Below are 13,179 nucleotides of genomic sequence, written 5' to 3' on the forward strand. Positions count from 1 at the left end.
CACGTCAACCCAAGGCTTCGAGTGCGCCCACGGCCGCGTGGATATGAGCCGAGTCGCGACGCAGCCGTTCTCCCGCGCACCACCAGGACAGTTGCTCCTCTGCATCCTCCCTTGGATGCATGCCGAGGCCATGCTCGGGACACAGGGGCCACGCCTGCCACAGAAGCTCCATGACGGTCTCCTGCGCGGCATCGGCAACGCTCGCCAGTGCAGAGGCAAGGCTGTCCTGCGAGTTCGGGTCCAGGTAATTGCCGTGCCACTCGCCGTTGGTCATGGCGACGTAGACGTTCTCCGGCTCGTCCTCCGGATCGTCCACAGCGTAGGACGGAAGGGCCAGCAGTCGCAGGGGTTCCAGCTGGGGAAGCGTCACCGCCAGATCCCGGTTCAGAAGGGCGAGAGCCTGGTCCCACACCGGGTACTCGCCCGGCGAGACGCGGCGAGGCTCGGGAGGGTCGAAAAGAGCGCACATGAGCACCATCCTCCGCCACACCAGGGACAGCCCCAATCGCTCAACAGCGTCGCCTCCTGCAGACCGGAGGCTTCTGGGCCTTGCCGTAGACGTAGCCGCTGAGGGTGCCGTCGGCGCAGGTGACGGTCGTGCCGTCGGGGTTCAGCACGAGCGTGCGGCTGCCGAACAGGGCGGCGCACGACAGTGGCGCGTCCGCCAAGCTCCGCCCGTCGCGCCGCAGCAGGTGAGGCCGGTAGCGAGTCGGGTAGTGAGTCCTAGACGCCCTGAGACGGATCCATCCACACGACCTGCCAGCCGTGGCCGTCGAGGTCGAAGAAGCTGCGGGAGTACATGAAGCCGTGGTCCTCGGGGCCGTCCGCCTCGGAGCCGCCCGCGGCGAGCGCGGCCTCGGCGACCGTGTCGACCTCCTCGCGGGTTGCCACGCTGAAGCAGTAGAGCGCCAGCGTGTGCGTGGTGGGATCGGCCATCGGCAGCTTCGCGAACTTCGCGAACGTCTCGTGGCTGAGCAGCATGACGCAGGCCTGCTCGCCCACCAGCATGCATGCGGCGGTCTCATCGGTGAACATCGGGTTGTAACTGAACCCGAGCCGCGCGAAGAACGCCTTGCTGCGCTCGATGTCCGCCACGGGCATGTTCACGAACAGCATGCGACCGGCGTGTGCGGGAGTGGTCATGGTGGGTCTCCAGTCCGGGGTTCGATGGTGTGCGACGGGGTGGACCGGCCGAGCCCGCGGAACTCATCGGTGGCAGACGGCTCACCAACCGCGTGTTTCGTGCCGTCGCACACCAGCAAAAGGCCTGCCGGGTCCTGACGATCATTCAGTTCTCTACAACCCGTGGCGAGTGCCGTGGGTCATAGCTTCCAAGACGACGACCTGACTCCTCGTCCAACAGGGGGCTGACATGATCACCCGCACGATCAAACGCACCTCGCTCACAGTCGGGACCGCCGTCGCGCTGGCGGTCGGCGGTCTCGGTCTCTCGCCGGGGACCGCGGTGGCCGCGCCGCGCGTGGCCGACGACGAGACGGTGTTCCCGCTAGGCACCAGGGGCGACCTCAAGGCCCATGTCGAGACCCTCGCGCTGGGTGGCGGAAAGCTCAGCGTGCTGGGGACGGCCGACCCCGAGACCAACCGCGGGCTGTGGGAGTTCGACCTTCCGGCCGTCGGCGCCCCGCAGCCGGGACCCCGGAAGCTCGCGGACTCAGGGGTCTGGTCCAACTACCCGTGCGAGGGCGTCGACCCCTCGGACTACACGTGCAGCGCGTTCTACTCCAAGCTGTGGGCGCTCGGCGACGGCCGGGTCGCCTATATGACGCCGTTCGGGAGCCAGGAGGCCCTCGGCGGCGGGGTGCCCATGAGCGAGACCGGGCTCGGCCCGTTCTCCTGGGAGTCCCCGGATCACGTGGTGGCCGCCGGCGGTTCGTACGTCGTGGTCAACGACGACGACGAGCAGCGCGTCGGCACCTTCGACCGGAGCGTGCCCTGGCCGGCGCAGATCCACACCCGGTCGGTCACCGCGGTGTCCGTCTGGGGCACGAAGCTCTGGAAGCCGGGCAGCACCGCCGGCACGGTCAACTCCTACGACCTGGTCAGCAAGGCGAACTCGGCGAACCTGACGCTCGGCTCCGGCTGCGTCCCGGACGATCTGCAGGCCGTCGGGCAGTGGCTGTACTGGCGCTGTTCCGCGTCGGACAAGGCCGGCGTGTGGGACCACAGCACCGGCAAGAACATCCCCGTCCCCGGTGCGCTGCCCGCGAAGGTCGGCGACGGCTATCTGGTCCAACAGTCCGAGGACAGGCGGACGGTGACGCTCACCGACTTCCACCTCGGCGGCGGCCACCCGGCCACCACCACCCCCTACTTCACGGTCCCCGACGGGACGTCGATCGACATGCTGACCGCCGACCGGTACGGCGGCCATGTGGCCTACGTCGACAACCAGCAGATGATCCACATCCGGCCGGTGACGGTGCCACGGTCGCGGATCAGCCTGTTCGACTGGACCACGGACTCCGCCGTGGACCTGCGCAAAGCGAGCGACCCTGGCTGGGAGGGCACCTGGCGGCTCACCCGCCCGCCCGCGTCCTGGACGCTCACCATCAAGGACGCGTACGGCGCCACCGTCCGCACCCTCACCAGCAGCGCCCACGAAGGCGCCGCCATCCGCGCCGCCTGGGACGGCAAGGACGAGGCGGGCGAGAAGGCGGTGAGCGGCCGCTACAACTGGACCGTGACCGTGAACCCGGGCGACGGAGGCGCCGTCCGCACCCTCCCGACCGGGAGTTTCCTTCTCTCCGGCGGCCGGTCCGGCTTCCGCGACGCCGACACCGACGGCTACGGCGAGCTGTACACGATGACCAGTGGCGGCCTGCTCGAAGCCCACCGGTTCTCCGGCGGCAGCCTGACCGACGCCCGTGGCTGGTCGGGCTGGAACCCGGACACCCGTTTCGTCCCGGTCGGCGACATGACCGGCGACGGCTGCTCCGACATGCTCACCAGGACCACCGACGGCAACCTCTACCGGCAGTCCGGCGGCTGCACCGGCGTCTTCCTGCCGGACGCCGAGCGCACCCTGGTCGGCTCCGGCTGGGGCGGCTTCGACGCCGTCGTCGCCGCCGACGACTTCACCGGCGACCACCGTCCCGACCTGCTGGCCCGCCAGGCCACGACCGGCGACCTCTACCTGTACAAGTCCAACGCGCAGGGCCGTATGGACCCGGGTACGCGCGTCGGCACCGGATGGAAGGGGTACACGATCGTCGGCGCCGCCGATGTGACCGGCGACGGCATCGGCGACGTCATGGCACGGGACGCCGCCGGCGAGCTGTGGCGCTACGACGGCAACGGCTCGGGCGGCTTCAAGCCGCGGACGCTGGTGTTCCAGGACTGGGGCGCCGGCCGCAACGCGATCCTCGCGGTCGGCGATGTGACCGGCGACGGCTTCCCCGACCTCGTCTCCCGTACCACCGACGGCAAGCTGCTGCGGAACAAGGGCTGGGGCGACGGCACTTTCAGCGCCACCTACACCCTCGCCGCCTCCGGCTGGCAGAGCTATCAATCGCTGTTCTGAACCGGCGCCGTCACGCCGGTGACGTTGCTGCCGAAGGTCCGGGGTGCGGCCCCGGGCCTTCGGCAGCCGGTGTTCCGACGGGGCGCGGGCCGGCCGAGGAGTGCCTGGCCACATAGGCCTCCAGGGGCTCCAGAGCGCTCCACGCCTGATCGAAACTGTCCGCGAAGTACGCCAGGAACTTGGCATTTTCGATTCTGAATCCCGTGAGCTGTTGTCGACCTGCTCCGGAGAAGGAAAGATAGCTGACCGATTTGTCGATGAGACCGATGTTGTACCAACCGCAGGAAGCGCTCCAGGGCATGACCCGCGCCTCGTAGGTATACAGGTCTTTCACGTCGTCCTGATGTTGCCTCAGCCACTCGAAGTAGGCCGCCCTAGGCACACCCTTGCGCTCGGGGACGCCGATGATGCGCCGCACGCTCGCGCACTCGGCCGAGTTGTGCCTGGCCCACTGCAATACCGTGTCGTAGTAAGAGGCGGGTTCCGCGGATCCCCATTGGGCGGGCGGATGAAGCCGCACATAGGTAAGACGGATTTCGGTCTGGGCGGCGCGAATGCTGTCGGCGGCAGCGCTGTAGAAGGAGGGCGGGTCCGGGTAGCACACCATCTCCACCGGGGACGTGGTCTGGAACGCCTCGGAAAGACCTGGCCCCGCGCCGAGAACCCGTGGTTCCCGGCTCGCGTCGACGGTGTCCCGCTTCAGATCGTCGAGTTCCGTCTTGGCCTCACGCCACAACTGCCCCCAGTGTCCCCAGTCACCGTCGAGCGCGGTCACCAGCCGACGGGTGACCGTCTCGCTCGGCAGACGATGCCCGTTGAGCACCTCGGAAACCGTGGCCTGACTGCACTGGGCCCGCGAGGCGATCGTCTTGACCTGAGGTTCACCGGCGGTGATGCGCAACCGTCGCAACTCCGCGGCGAAGCGCCGCACCGACGGTGAATCGGAATGCCGGTAGGTGCCCATGGTGCCCCCTCGCGTTCAACCCCCACTAGGCGACTGAGATCGTCCCACCGGAATCTTCGAACGCGCAGAGTTTCACCGAACTTCGTTGAAGGAGGCGGCCTTTCCGGCCACGCTTCCGTACGGATCGAGATAGCCGGGAATCCCTGGACCGGCCGACGGGGCAACTGCTCGAATGTCCATCACCTCAGGCAGGACAAGACAGGAAGAGGTGAGGACGCGTGCACATCACGTTCAGGACCGTGCTCCACGGCCACTACATGACGTTCGTAGCCATTCTCGTGACCGGAATGATCCTGATCATCGCAGAGAACGGAATTTCGGAGTCGACGTCGATCTACCTCGACTGCATGCTCGGCGTGGCCGGCCTGCTCGCCGCCTATGCGCTCGCAGCGCCCGCCGCCCCGGCTGACACCGGCGGCGGTGCGGACAGGGTCGTGACGTAGTCGGACAGCGCACCGTTCGACGAACGAGGTGGGCAGGCAGGCGGTCGACGAGCCGGGCACGTCACCGGTGCGTCACAGGTCGGTGGCCGGGAGAACCCGGGTGCCTGCCCGTTCTGTCTGCATTGACGAAGGTCGGTGGCGAGGGTGAAGGCCCTCGGCGATGCGGATTAGGGGGGCGGCATGCAGTACGGCAGCATGCAGTACGACAAGGTGCGGTACGGGAACATGCGCTACGGGCACGGCGTTCGGGGGCCGGTGACGCTGGCCGTCCTGGTCTCGGCCGCCGCTCTGATGGTGACGGGATGCCAGCCGACAGAGTCGACCTCCGCTTCAGCGAGTTCCTCGTCCGCGGGTTCCGCTCCCGTAAGTTCCCCTTCCGCGGCATCTCCCTCCATGAGCTCCGCCGCCTCGGCTCCCGGTGCGGCGGGCTCGCCGTCCGGCGCCGTGCCGAAGTGTCCCGCGGGCAGTCTGGAGGTCGCCGCCCGTCAGGCCGCCGATCGGCCGGCCGGTACGGGAACCGGTGCGGCGGTCGTCCGGTTCACCAACGTCTCGGCCAAGTCCTGTGTCCTCAAGGGCCATCCGTCCGTCGCGGGGGCCGGCAACGGATCCCCCGAGCACAACTCCCCGCTCGCCGTCACGCCCACCGGCTCCGCCTCGCCGGTGACGGTGGCTCCCGGGGGCAGGGCGTGGGTGAAGCTGACTTTCGTGCAGGTGCAGGGGGAGGCCGACGGGTACTGCGTGTCCGGCGCGGAGCCCGTGGTGTACCCCACGATCGTCGTCGGCCTGCCGGGGTCGGGAGCCCACCAAGTCGCGCTGGACGACGGTCAGTTCGCCGAGTGCGACAACGAGGTGACCGTCACCGCTGTATCTGCGGTCGAGCCGTCCTGACCTGGTTCAGCGTCCTTCCAGCCGCTGCACCAGCGCACGCAGGGCGCGCAGTTCCGCGTCCAGCGCCTGGGCGCCTTCGCGGGTGAGGGAGATCCAGGTGCGGGGGCGTCGGCCCGCGTAGCCTTTCTCGATCCCGATCAGGCCCGACTCCTCCAGCACCTTCAGGTGCCGGGAGAGGTTTCCGTCCGTGACGGCCAGTTGCCGTTTCAGGAAGCCGAACTCGACCCGGTCGGCCTCGCGGGCGACGGTGAGGATGCCGAGCCGCACGCGCTGGTGGACGGTGTCGTCCAGCCCCTGGGTCGGGTGCGGTTCCTCATCGTCGTCCCGTACGGCGATCGAGTCCTCGACGCTCATGCGGGGACCGTACCCGCACCTGTACCCGCACCGGTACCGAGGTCCGTACCGGCGTCCGCATCGGTCCGCCGGCGGACCAGCGCCCACTCCGCCAGGCCCGCGAGCAGCAGGACGGCGGCCAGCAGGAGCCCCTTGGCCTGCGGGCCGTCGGTCCAGCCGGGCTCGGCCGGATGCAGCCAGGGGAGCCAGCCGCTGCCCCAGGACGCTCCGAGGTAGCCGGTGAGCAGCAGGGCGTGTGCGGCGCCGGCCGTCGCGGCGATCCAGCTGCGCTCGGCCACGCCGAGGGCGAGGAGACCGACGCCGACCAGGTACCAGGGGGAGGCGTAGCTGTTCTCCAGCAGATCCAGCGCCGGCGGCTGGGGCCGGTTCAGGCCGAGCATGAGCAGCAACAACGCAGTCATGAGCGCCGTCGTGGCCGCCGTGGTGACGACGATCCAGCCGCGGCGGCGCGGGACGATGCCGCGGGCCTCGCCCCGCAGGCGGTACCAGCGGGCGACGACGAACCATGCCAGGGGGAGCAGCGCGAACCACACGCCCCACGCCGTGAACCGCAGGATCGCCCCGTCGAACTCGCCCTCCAGGCACGGGGTTCCGGGTTCGTGCACCACGCACAGGCCGATCAGCTCGGCGTGCGCGAAGGCCGGATACGACGCGATGCTGCGGCCGTGCGCCCCGAAGTTGAAGGCGTACCGGGCGACGGGAGCTGCCGCCAGCGCCAGCAGTCCGAAGCCGAGGAGGGGCGCCCAGGAACCGTTCAGCTGCGTACGGGTCCTGGCCCGCAGGCCCTCCGCGGCGGCCAGCAGCCCCGCTGCCCCCGCACGTGTCTCCACTGTCTCCACTGCCCCGAGCGCCTGTGCTCCTGCTTCCGGCTCGCCCATGTCGCCCCCTGATGATCACTGCGGTCGCGTTAACTCTGCAATGCAAAGTACATTGCGGTCAAGAGTCACGTCGGCAGCCTCACACCGCGAGCGGAACCGCGTGGATCTCGTCCGCCTTGTGGCCGGAGCGTTCGTGGACGCGTTGGACCGCCTCCGCCGAGGGGCCCTCGGAGAGGCAGTAGACGGTTCCGGACTCCGGGTCCGCCCAGGCGCGTTCGAAGTGCACGCCCTCCTCGCCCTCGATGGCGAGGTCCGCCCGGTGGGCCTCCAGGAGCTGGTCGGCCGTGATGCCCTGCATGCCGTGGTGGACGTCCATGAAGCGGGTCATGGCTGCCCGCCCCCTTCCGTACTAGTGCTTCCCTCCATGCTGCGCCCCTGCCCGCCACCGGGCGACTGGGCAACCGGCTGAACCGGGCGCCCGGGCGACCGCATGAGGAAGGGCCCCGGCGCATGCACCGGGGCCCTTCACCGTCGTACGAGATCAACCGCCCTCGGCGTCGACCGCGGTCGGTGTCAGCCGCACTGGCAGGGGCTGCCCGACTGGCACCCGCAGCCGCAGCCCGAACCGCAGCCGCACGCGCCGATCAGCATCAGGTTCCTGATCTCGGCGGGCTGCTCGGTCGGGCGCTCCTGCGTGGGGTCGGGCGGGGCAGTGATGGGGGACTCGGCCATGGGTTCCTCCCGGAGGCGTAGGGCCTGTGCTCATTGCATGCCCCCTCCGATGGGCGCATCAACGGCGCACAGTGGCTCGCGCACGCCTCGGCCCACTCCGCGCAGGCCCCCTCAGGCCCGCTCCCGCCTCCTCAGGGTTCCCTCGGGGTCCCCGCAGGCCCCTTCCGTCACTCAGGCCTCGTCGGGCGCCCCCGTCGTCCCGGCCGCCGGCTGGATCTCCGGCTGCACGTCGAGCTGGAGCTCGTCCGCGTGCTCGCCCGTCACCAGGAACACCACGCGCTTGGCGACGGCCACCGCGTGGTCGGCGAAGCGCTCGTAGTAACGGCCCAGCAGCGTGACGTCGACGGCGGTCTCGATGCCGTGCTGCCAGCGCTCGTCGATCAGGTGCTGGAAGAGCGTGCGGTGCAGGAGGTCCATCGCGTCGTCGTCCGACTCCAGCTGAAGCGCCAGGTCGACGTCCTTGGTGATGATGCACTCCGCGGCCTTCGCCATCAGGCGCTGCGCGAGCTGGCCCATCTCCAGGATGGTGGCGTGCAGGTCGTGCGGCACCGCACGGTTGGGGAAGCGCAGTCGCGCCAGCTTCGCCACGTGCTGGGCGAGGTCGCCGGAGCGCTCCAGGTCGGCCGACATCCGCAGCGACGTGACCACGATCCGCAGGTCCGTCGCCACCGGCTGCTGGCGCGCCAGCAGCGCTATGGCCTTCGCCTCCAGGTCGTGCTGCAGTTCGTCGACCTTCTGGTCGGCCTCGATGACGCTCTCGGCCAGCTTGAGGTCGGCGTCGAGAATGGCGGTCGTGGCGCGTCCGATCGCCGACCCGACCAGCCGGGCCATCTCCACCAGGCTGTCGCCGATCGAGTCCAGTTCCTCGTGGTACGCGTCCCGCATCAGGGTTCCCTCTCGTGCGTCGTTCTCGGGGTTCGGTTGTCGGAGCCGGCTCCGGACCCGATTCGGGACCCGCTTTCGGTCCCGGTCTCAGGTTCCGACTTCGGTTCCGGATTCAGTTCCGGTTTCGGTTCCGGTTCGGTTCCGGGGGTCGGAACCGGCCGCGAAACCGAGGCGGAACCGGCGGTGAAACCGGCGCCGACCGGCCATGGAACCGGTGCTGCGAACCCCACGGTGCCACGCTCCGCCCTGTACGCGTCGATTTCCGTCACCTCAAATGAACCACCACTGGCTCCAAGGTGAACTCTGGGCGACGAGTGTTCGAGCTCGCACCTCGATGGCTGTGGCCAGGACGGAACCCGTGCCTAACCTGGGTGCATGGACGTGAACGCGGCGGTCGCCGCAGCGGCAGCGATCGCCGGGGTGCTCACCGGTGTCATCGCCATGCTGGCGTTCCGCTGGAGCGAGCGGGAGCAGAAGCGCCCCACGCGCACCTCCCTGCACACGGACCCGGTGCTTCCGCCGGGTGTGGACACCGTCCTGTCCGTGCTCCGCTCCTCCGCCGTCGTGCTCGACGAGGCCGACGCCGTCGTCAAGGCAAGCTCCGCCGCGTACGCCCTCGGGCTGGTCCGCGGCGGCCGGCTCAGTGTCGAGCCCATGCTGAAGATGGCGCGGGACACCAGGCGCGACGGGGAGATACGCCAGGTCGAGCTGGACCTTCCCCGGCGTGGGACCGGGCGCGGCGAGGCCCTCGCGGTGTCCGCGAGAGTCGCCCCGCTGGGCTCCCGGCTCGTCCTCCTCCTGGTCGAGGACCTCACCGAGGCCCGTCGCATCGAGGCGGTGCGGCGGGACTTCGTGGCGAACGTCAGCCACGAGCTGAAGACGCCGGTCGGAGCGCTCTCCCTCCTCTCCGAGGCCGTCATGGACGCCTCGGACGATCCGGAGGCGGTGGAGCGGTTCGCCGGCCGTATGCAGATCGAGGCCACCCGGCTGACCAGCCTGGTCCAGGAGCTCATCGACCTCTCGAGGGTCCAGAACGACGATCCCCTCGAGGACGCCGAACCGGTCGGCGTCGACGAACTGGTCGCCGAGGCCGTCGACCGCTGCCGGCACCAGGCCGGCACCAAGCAGATCACCATGGCCGCCGGCGGCACCGCCGACCTGCGGGTCTTCGGCAACCGGGGCCAGCTGGCCGCGGCCCTCGGCAACCTGGTCGAGAACGCCGTCAACTACTCGCCCGCCCGTACCCGCGTCGGCATAGCGGCGCGTAGGGTGAGCGCGCCCGGCGGGGATCTGATCGAGATCGCCGTGACCGACCAGGGCATCGGAATCTCCGACAAGGACAAGGAGCGCATCTTCGAGCGCTTCTACCGCGTCGACCCGGCCCGCTCCCGCCAAACGGGTGGTACGGGCCTCGGGCTGGCGATCGTCAAGCACGTGGCCGCCTCGCATGGCGGGGAGGTCACGGTGTGGAGTGCCGAGAACCAGGGCTCCACGTTCACCCTGCGGCTGCCGGAGGCGGGCGCGGCCCGCGACCGCGCGCCTCAGTACCCGGACCCGGACGAGGTCGAGGAGGTCGACGACGTCGACGACCTCGACGAGGTCACCCACTCCTCCTCTCCTCACCACTCCACCCAAGCACCACCCCGCGCCTCTTCCCCCGATTCGACCGCGTACCAGACGCTTTCCGCCCCGGAGGTCCTTCCGTGACCCGAGTGCTCGTCGTCGAGGACGAGGAGTCCTTCTCCGACGCCCTGTCATACATGCTCCGCAAGGAGGGCTTCGAGGTCGCCGTCGCGACCACAGGGCCCGACGGACTCGACGAGTTCGAGCGCAACGGCGCCGACCTCGTCCTCCTCGACCTGATGCTGCCGGGCCTGCCCGGCACGGAGGTGTGCCGTCAGCTGCGCGGCCGCTCCAACGTCCCCGTGATCATGGTGACCGCCAAGGACAGCGAGATCGACAAGGTCGTCGGCCTGGAGATAGGAGCCGACGACTACGTCACCAAGCCCTTCTCCTCGCGCGAGCTCGTCGCCCGCATCCGGGCCGTGCTGCGCCGCCGCGGCGAGCCCGAGGAGGTGACCCCGGCGGCCCTGGAGGCCGGCCCGGTCCGCATGGACGTCGACCGCCACGTCGTGACGGTCTCCGGCTCCAAGGTCGACCTCCCCCTCAAGGAGTTCGACCTCCTGGAGATGCTGCTGCGCAACGCCGGCCGCGTCCTGACCCGTATGCAGCTCATCGACCGGGTCTGGGGCGCCGACTACGTGGGCGACACCAAGACCCTCGACGTCCACGTCAAGCGCCTCCGCGCCAAGATCGAGCCGGACCCGGGCGCCCCGCGCTACCTGGTGACGGTCCGGGGGCTCGGGTACAAGTTCGAGCCGTAGACCCGGGAGTGAGTCGGGGATGTGCGAAGGGCGGTACCCCAGCTGGGGTACCGCCCTTCAGAGCCTGTGTACGAGGCTCAGGTGTGTACGAGGCTCAGGCTCAGTGAGTCGTCCCCGACGAGCTGGGGGAGGCCGAGTTGGACGGGGCGCCCGACTCGGCGGAGCCGCCCGCGCCCGCCGGCCCGGAGGGCGAGGCGCTGCCCGAGGGCGACGGCTTGCCGGACGCCGGCTTCGAGGCCGACGGCTTCGGGGAGGCGGTCGGGAGCTCGCTCGGGCCCCACTTGGAGAAGTAGCTCTCGGCGGGGACGACAAACGCGCGCAGGCTGATCTCGCCGGTGTCGCTGAAGGTGAACGTGACCTTCTGCGCGTTGCCGTCCTGGACGGCCTCACGGCTGCTCGGCAGGACCGCGGAGGCGTTGTTCGCGCCGCCGATGACGAGCGAGCCGCCGGCCGGGACGGTCACCTTGCCGTTGCCCTTGGCGGGCTTGAGCTCGGCGGACTTGCCGGTGCCGTCAACGACGACGGAGTCCAGCGTCTGGGGTTGGTCACCGCTGTTGAAGACGGTCGCCGAGATCACGGCGGGGCCGGTCGACTGCAGGTCGGGCTGGGTGATGACGACGACGTTCTGCAGCTTGATGGCGCCGACGCTCGCGGCGGCGTTGTCCGGCTTGATCTCCAGGGTCTGGGAGTCGTTGCCGGCGCCACAGGCGGCGAGCGAGGCGATCGAGAACGCGATGGCGGAGGCGGCGAGGGCGCCGCGTCGAAGGCTGCTGCTCACGGCGGCGGCAACTCCTTGAACACGCGGGCGGCTTTCCTTTGAATCAAGCCGTCCTAAGGGTCTGTCAGCGGGCCTTAGGTTACCGAGCCGTTCCCGCGCCACCGCACCCGACCCGCCTCTAGAGCGATCCCGCGCCTCTACGGATGCTCCGGCCGGTCTTCGGCACCACCGTCCCGGCCGCCACAGCAGGCCCGCGAGTCACATTGGCTTCACCTGTCGTCTTCTCACCGTCTTCCCACTGTCTTCGCGTCGTCTTCTGCTCGTCTTCCCGCGCTCTTCCTGGCGGTCCGGCATTCACATAAGCGTGCTCGACGCCCGCACGCGGATTTTCCGTGAAGGAAAACGAGGCGATCCCCGGAATTGATCACGGCCCCGCTCGAACAGCCGATGATCAATTCCGGAAACGACTCGTATCCGGCCGCGCGCACCGAACGGAGTAGCGGAAGTCGCACGCTTGGAAGCGGACATATGTGGATGTTCGGCCGCTCGCGCGGGCCTCCGGATGTGTGTAACGTGCGAGTTTCTCCCCCCTCGGAGAGCCGCTCCGACCTGCGAATACCTGCCTCCGCAGCCCCCGCGCAGCACGTTCCTGTCGCTGTTGTCAAGCCCCGAGATATGCCCTGACCTGCGAAAACGCCATTCAGAACCCGCAGTTTCCGTGTTACCCTGGATAGCCACGGAAGGGGTACCTGTCACATGACGTTCAAGGTTGGCGACACCGTGGTCTATCCCCATCACGGGGCCGCGCTGATCGAGGCCATCGAAACTCGCCAGATCAAAGGCGTGGACAAGACCTACTTGGTGCTGAAGGTCGCCCAGGGTGACCTGACGGTACGTGTGCCAGCGGACAATGCGGAGTTCGTCGGCGTGCGTGATGTGGTCGGTCAGGACGGGCTGGACCGGGTCTTCGAGGTGCTGCGCGCGCCGTACGCCGAGGAGCCCACGAACTGGTCGCGTCGTTACAAGGCAAATCTGGAGAAGCTCGCCTCCGGCGATGTCATCAAGGTCGCGGAAGTCGTGCGTGACCTGTGGCGTCGTGAGCGCGAGCGCGGACTCTCCGCCGGTGAGAAGCGCATGCTCGCCAAGGCTCGTCAGATCCTGGTGAGTGAGCTCGCTCTCGCGGAGAACACCAACGAGGACAAGGCCGAAGCGCTGCTCGACGAGGTTCTCGCGTCCTGACGCCGGCCCGACTACCGGCTTCAGCACACTGAAGAACACTGAAATGCCGCGGTGCCCGATGACGTATCAACCGTCGCCGGGCGCTGCGGCATGTTCGCGCTCGGACACCGCCGTACGCCCTGCGCCCCACGTGGGGTGGCCTCGGCCCCGAAGGCGCCCCCGGTAGGTGCCCCGGTACTTCCGCACTTCTGCGTACTTCTGCAGTGCTTCTGC

At 69.3% G+C, this 13,179-nt stretch carries 16 protein-coding genes; 6 read left to right on the forward strand and 10 right to left on the reverse strand.

Going from position 1 to position 13,179, the window contains the following annotated elements:
• Positions 1-4 precede the first annotated feature (4 nt).
• From B5557_RS24380 to B5557_RS24385, 3 genes are read right to left on the reverse strand one after another with little or no spacing between them, the layout of a single operon-like run.
• Positions 5-469, reverse strand: a complete 465-nt coding sequence (locus tag B5557_RS24380) for a hypothetical protein (protein ID WP_079664968.1) — start codon at positions 467-469, stop codon at positions 5-7.
• 40 nt (positions 470-509) lie between these two features.
• The gene (locus B5557_RS43860) at positions 510-668 is read right to left on the reverse strand and encodes a hypothetical protein (RefSeq protein WP_159424424.1); all 159 of its coding nucleotides are present in this window, start codon (positions 666-668) and stop codon (positions 510-512) included.
• Between the two features lie 55 nt (positions 669-723).
• On the reverse strand, positions 724-1,143 hold the full coding sequence (locus tag B5557_RS24385) for a VOC family protein (protein ID WP_173877726.1): 420 nt from the start codon (positions 1,141-1,143) through the stop codon (positions 724-726).
• Positions 1,144-1,372: 229 nt separating this feature from the next.
• Between B5557_RS24385 and B5557_RS45755 the strand changes: the two genes are divergently transcribed.
• Complete coding sequence (locus B5557_RS45755; protein WP_079661456.1) at positions 1,373-3,541, forward strand: FG-GAP-like repeat-containing protein; 2,169 nt, start codon at positions 1,373-1,375, stop codon at positions 3,539-3,541.
• Between the two features lie 10 nt (positions 3,542-3,551).
• On the opposite strand, the gene B5557_RS24395 is transcribed toward B5557_RS45755, so the two are convergent.
• Complete coding sequence (locus B5557_RS24395; protein WP_079661457.1) at positions 3,552-4,505, reverse strand: helix-turn-helix domain-containing protein; 954 nt, start codon at positions 4,503-4,505, stop codon at positions 3,552-3,554.
• Positions 4,506-4,723: 218 nt separating this feature from the next.
• On the opposite strand from B5557_RS24395, the gene B5557_RS24400 reads away from it, so the two are divergent.
• Positions 4,724-4,948 carry a hypothetical protein gene (locus B5557_RS24400; RefSeq protein ID WP_079661458.1) on the forward strand — a complete coding sequence of 75 codons (225 nt, stop codon included), beginning with the start codon at positions 4,724-4,726 and terminating at the stop codon, positions 4,946-4,948.
• Positions 4,949-5,341: 393 nt separating this feature from the next.
• Positions 5,342-5,836 carry a DUF4232 domain-containing protein gene (locus tag B5557_RS24405; protein WP_331716796.1) on the forward strand — a complete coding sequence of 165 codons (495 nt, stop codon included), beginning with the start codon at positions 5,342-5,344 and terminating at the stop codon, positions 5,834-5,836.
• Positions 5,837-5,842: 6 nt separating this feature from the next.
• Here B5557_RS24405 and B5557_RS24410 read toward each other — a convergent pair whose 3' ends face one another.
• The 5 genes from B5557_RS24410 to phoU form a co-directional block, all read right to left on the reverse strand.
• Entirely contained in the window at positions 5,843-6,190 is a 348-nt protein-coding gene (locus B5557_RS24410; RefSeq protein ID WP_079661459.1) for a winged helix-turn-helix domain-containing protein, read from the reverse strand.
• Positions 6,187-7,068, reverse strand: a complete 882-nt coding sequence (locus B5557_RS24415) for a hypothetical protein (protein ID WP_079661460.1) — start codon at positions 7,066-7,068, stop codon at positions 6,187-6,189. The genes B5557_RS24410 and B5557_RS24415 overlap by 4 nt, the downstream gene beginning before the upstream one ends.
• Before the next feature lie 79 nt (positions 7,069-7,147).
• Entirely contained in the window at positions 7,148-7,396 is a 249-nt protein-coding gene (locus B5557_RS24420) for an SCO4226 family nickel-binding protein (protein WP_079661461.1), read from the reverse strand.
• Between the two features lie 185 nt (positions 7,397-7,581).
• Positions 7,582-7,740, reverse strand: coding sequence for a hypothetical protein (locus tag B5557_RS44275; protein WP_173877727.1), 159 nt, complete (start codon positions 7,738-7,740; stop codon positions 7,582-7,584).
• 171 nt (positions 7,741-7,911) lie between these two features.
• A complete protein-coding gene (phoU, locus tag B5557_RS24425) occupies positions 7,912-8,625 on the reverse strand; it encodes a phosphate signaling complex protein PhoU (RefSeq protein WP_079661462.1) in 714 nt (237 codons plus the stop codon).
• Positions 8,626-9,000: 375 nt separating this feature from the next.
• Here phoU and B5557_RS24430 point away from each other — a divergent pair, with 375 nt between their 5' ends.
• The gene (locus tag B5557_RS24430) at positions 9,001-10,332 is read left to right on the forward strand and encodes a sensor histidine kinase (protein ID WP_079661463.1); all 1,332 of its coding nucleotides are present in this window, start codon (positions 9,001-9,003) and stop codon (positions 10,330-10,332) included.
• Positions 10,329-11,009 carry a response regulator transcription factor gene (locus B5557_RS24435; protein ID WP_015659563.1) on the forward strand — a complete coding sequence of 227 codons (681 nt, stop codon included), beginning with the start codon at positions 10,329-10,331 and terminating at the stop codon, positions 11,007-11,009. Before B5557_RS24430 ends, B5557_RS24435 begins: the two co-directional genes overlap by 4 nt.
• A gap of 100 nt (positions 11,010-11,109) precedes the next feature.
• On the opposite strand, the gene B5557_RS24440 is transcribed toward B5557_RS24435, so the two are convergent.
• A complete protein-coding gene (locus B5557_RS24440) occupies positions 11,110-11,787 on the reverse strand; it encodes a DUF461 domain-containing protein (protein ID WP_079661464.1) in 678 nt (225 codons plus the stop codon).
• Positions 11,788-12,483: 696 nt separating this feature from the next.
• On the opposite strand from B5557_RS24440, the gene B5557_RS24450 reads away from it, so the two are divergent.
• Complete coding sequence (locus tag B5557_RS24450; protein WP_003953493.1) at positions 12,484-12,966, forward strand: CarD family transcriptional regulator; 483 nt, start codon at positions 12,484-12,486, stop codon at positions 12,964-12,966.
• Positions 12,967-13,179 lie beyond the last annotated feature (213 nt).

Source organism: Streptomyces sp. 3214.6 (assembly GCF_900129855.1).
Taxonomy (GTDB): domain Bacteria; phylum Actinomycetota; class Actinomycetes; order Streptomycetales; family Streptomycetaceae; genus Streptomyces; species Streptomyces soliscabiei.

Coding starts and splice junctions, on each gene's coding strand:
- B5557_RS24450 (WP_003953493.1), top strand. CDS start 12,484: ATGACGTTCAAGGTTGGCGACACCGTGGTCTATCCCCATCACGGGGCC.
- B5557_RS24415 (WP_079661460.1), bottom strand. CDS start 7,068: ATGGGCGAGCCGGAAGCAGGAGCACAGGCGCTCGGGGCAGTGGAGACA.
- B5557_RS24380 (WP_079664968.1), bottom strand. CDS start 469: ATGTGCGCTCTTTTCGACCCTCCCGAGCCTCGCCGCGTCTCGCCGGGC.
- B5557_RS24420 (WP_079661461.1), bottom strand. CDS start 7,396: ATGACCCGCTTCATGGACGTCCACCACGGCATGCAGGGCATCACGGCC.
- B5557_RS24395 (WP_079661457.1), bottom strand. CDS start 4,505: ATGGGCACCTACCGGCATTCCGATTCACCGTCGGTGCGGCGCTTCGCC.
- B5557_RS24385 (WP_173877726.1), bottom strand. CDS start 1,143: ATGACCACTCCCGCACACGCCGGTCGCATGCTGTTCGTGAACATGCCC.
- B5557_RS24430 (WP_079661463.1), top strand. CDS start 9,001: ATGGACGTGAACGCGGCGGTCGCCGCAGCGGCAGCGATCGCCGGGGTG.
- B5557_RS24405 (WP_331716796.1), top strand. CDS start 5,342: ATGAGCTCCGCCGCCTCGGCTCCCGGTGCGGCGGGCTCGCCGTCCGGC.
- B5557_RS45755 (WP_079661456.1), top strand. CDS start 1,373: ATGATCACCCGCACGATCAAACGCACCTCGCTCACAGTCGGGACCGCC.
- B5557_RS44275 (WP_173877727.1), bottom strand. CDS start 7,740: ATGGCCGAGTCCCCCATCACTGCCCCGCCCGACCCCACGCAGGAGCGC.
- phoU (WP_079661462.1), bottom strand. CDS start 8,625: ATGCGGGACGCGTACCACGAGGAACTGGACTCGATCGGCGACAGCCTG.
- B5557_RS24410 (WP_079661459.1), bottom strand. CDS start 6,190: ATGAGCGTCGAGGACTCGATCGCCGTACGGGACGACGATGAGGAACCG.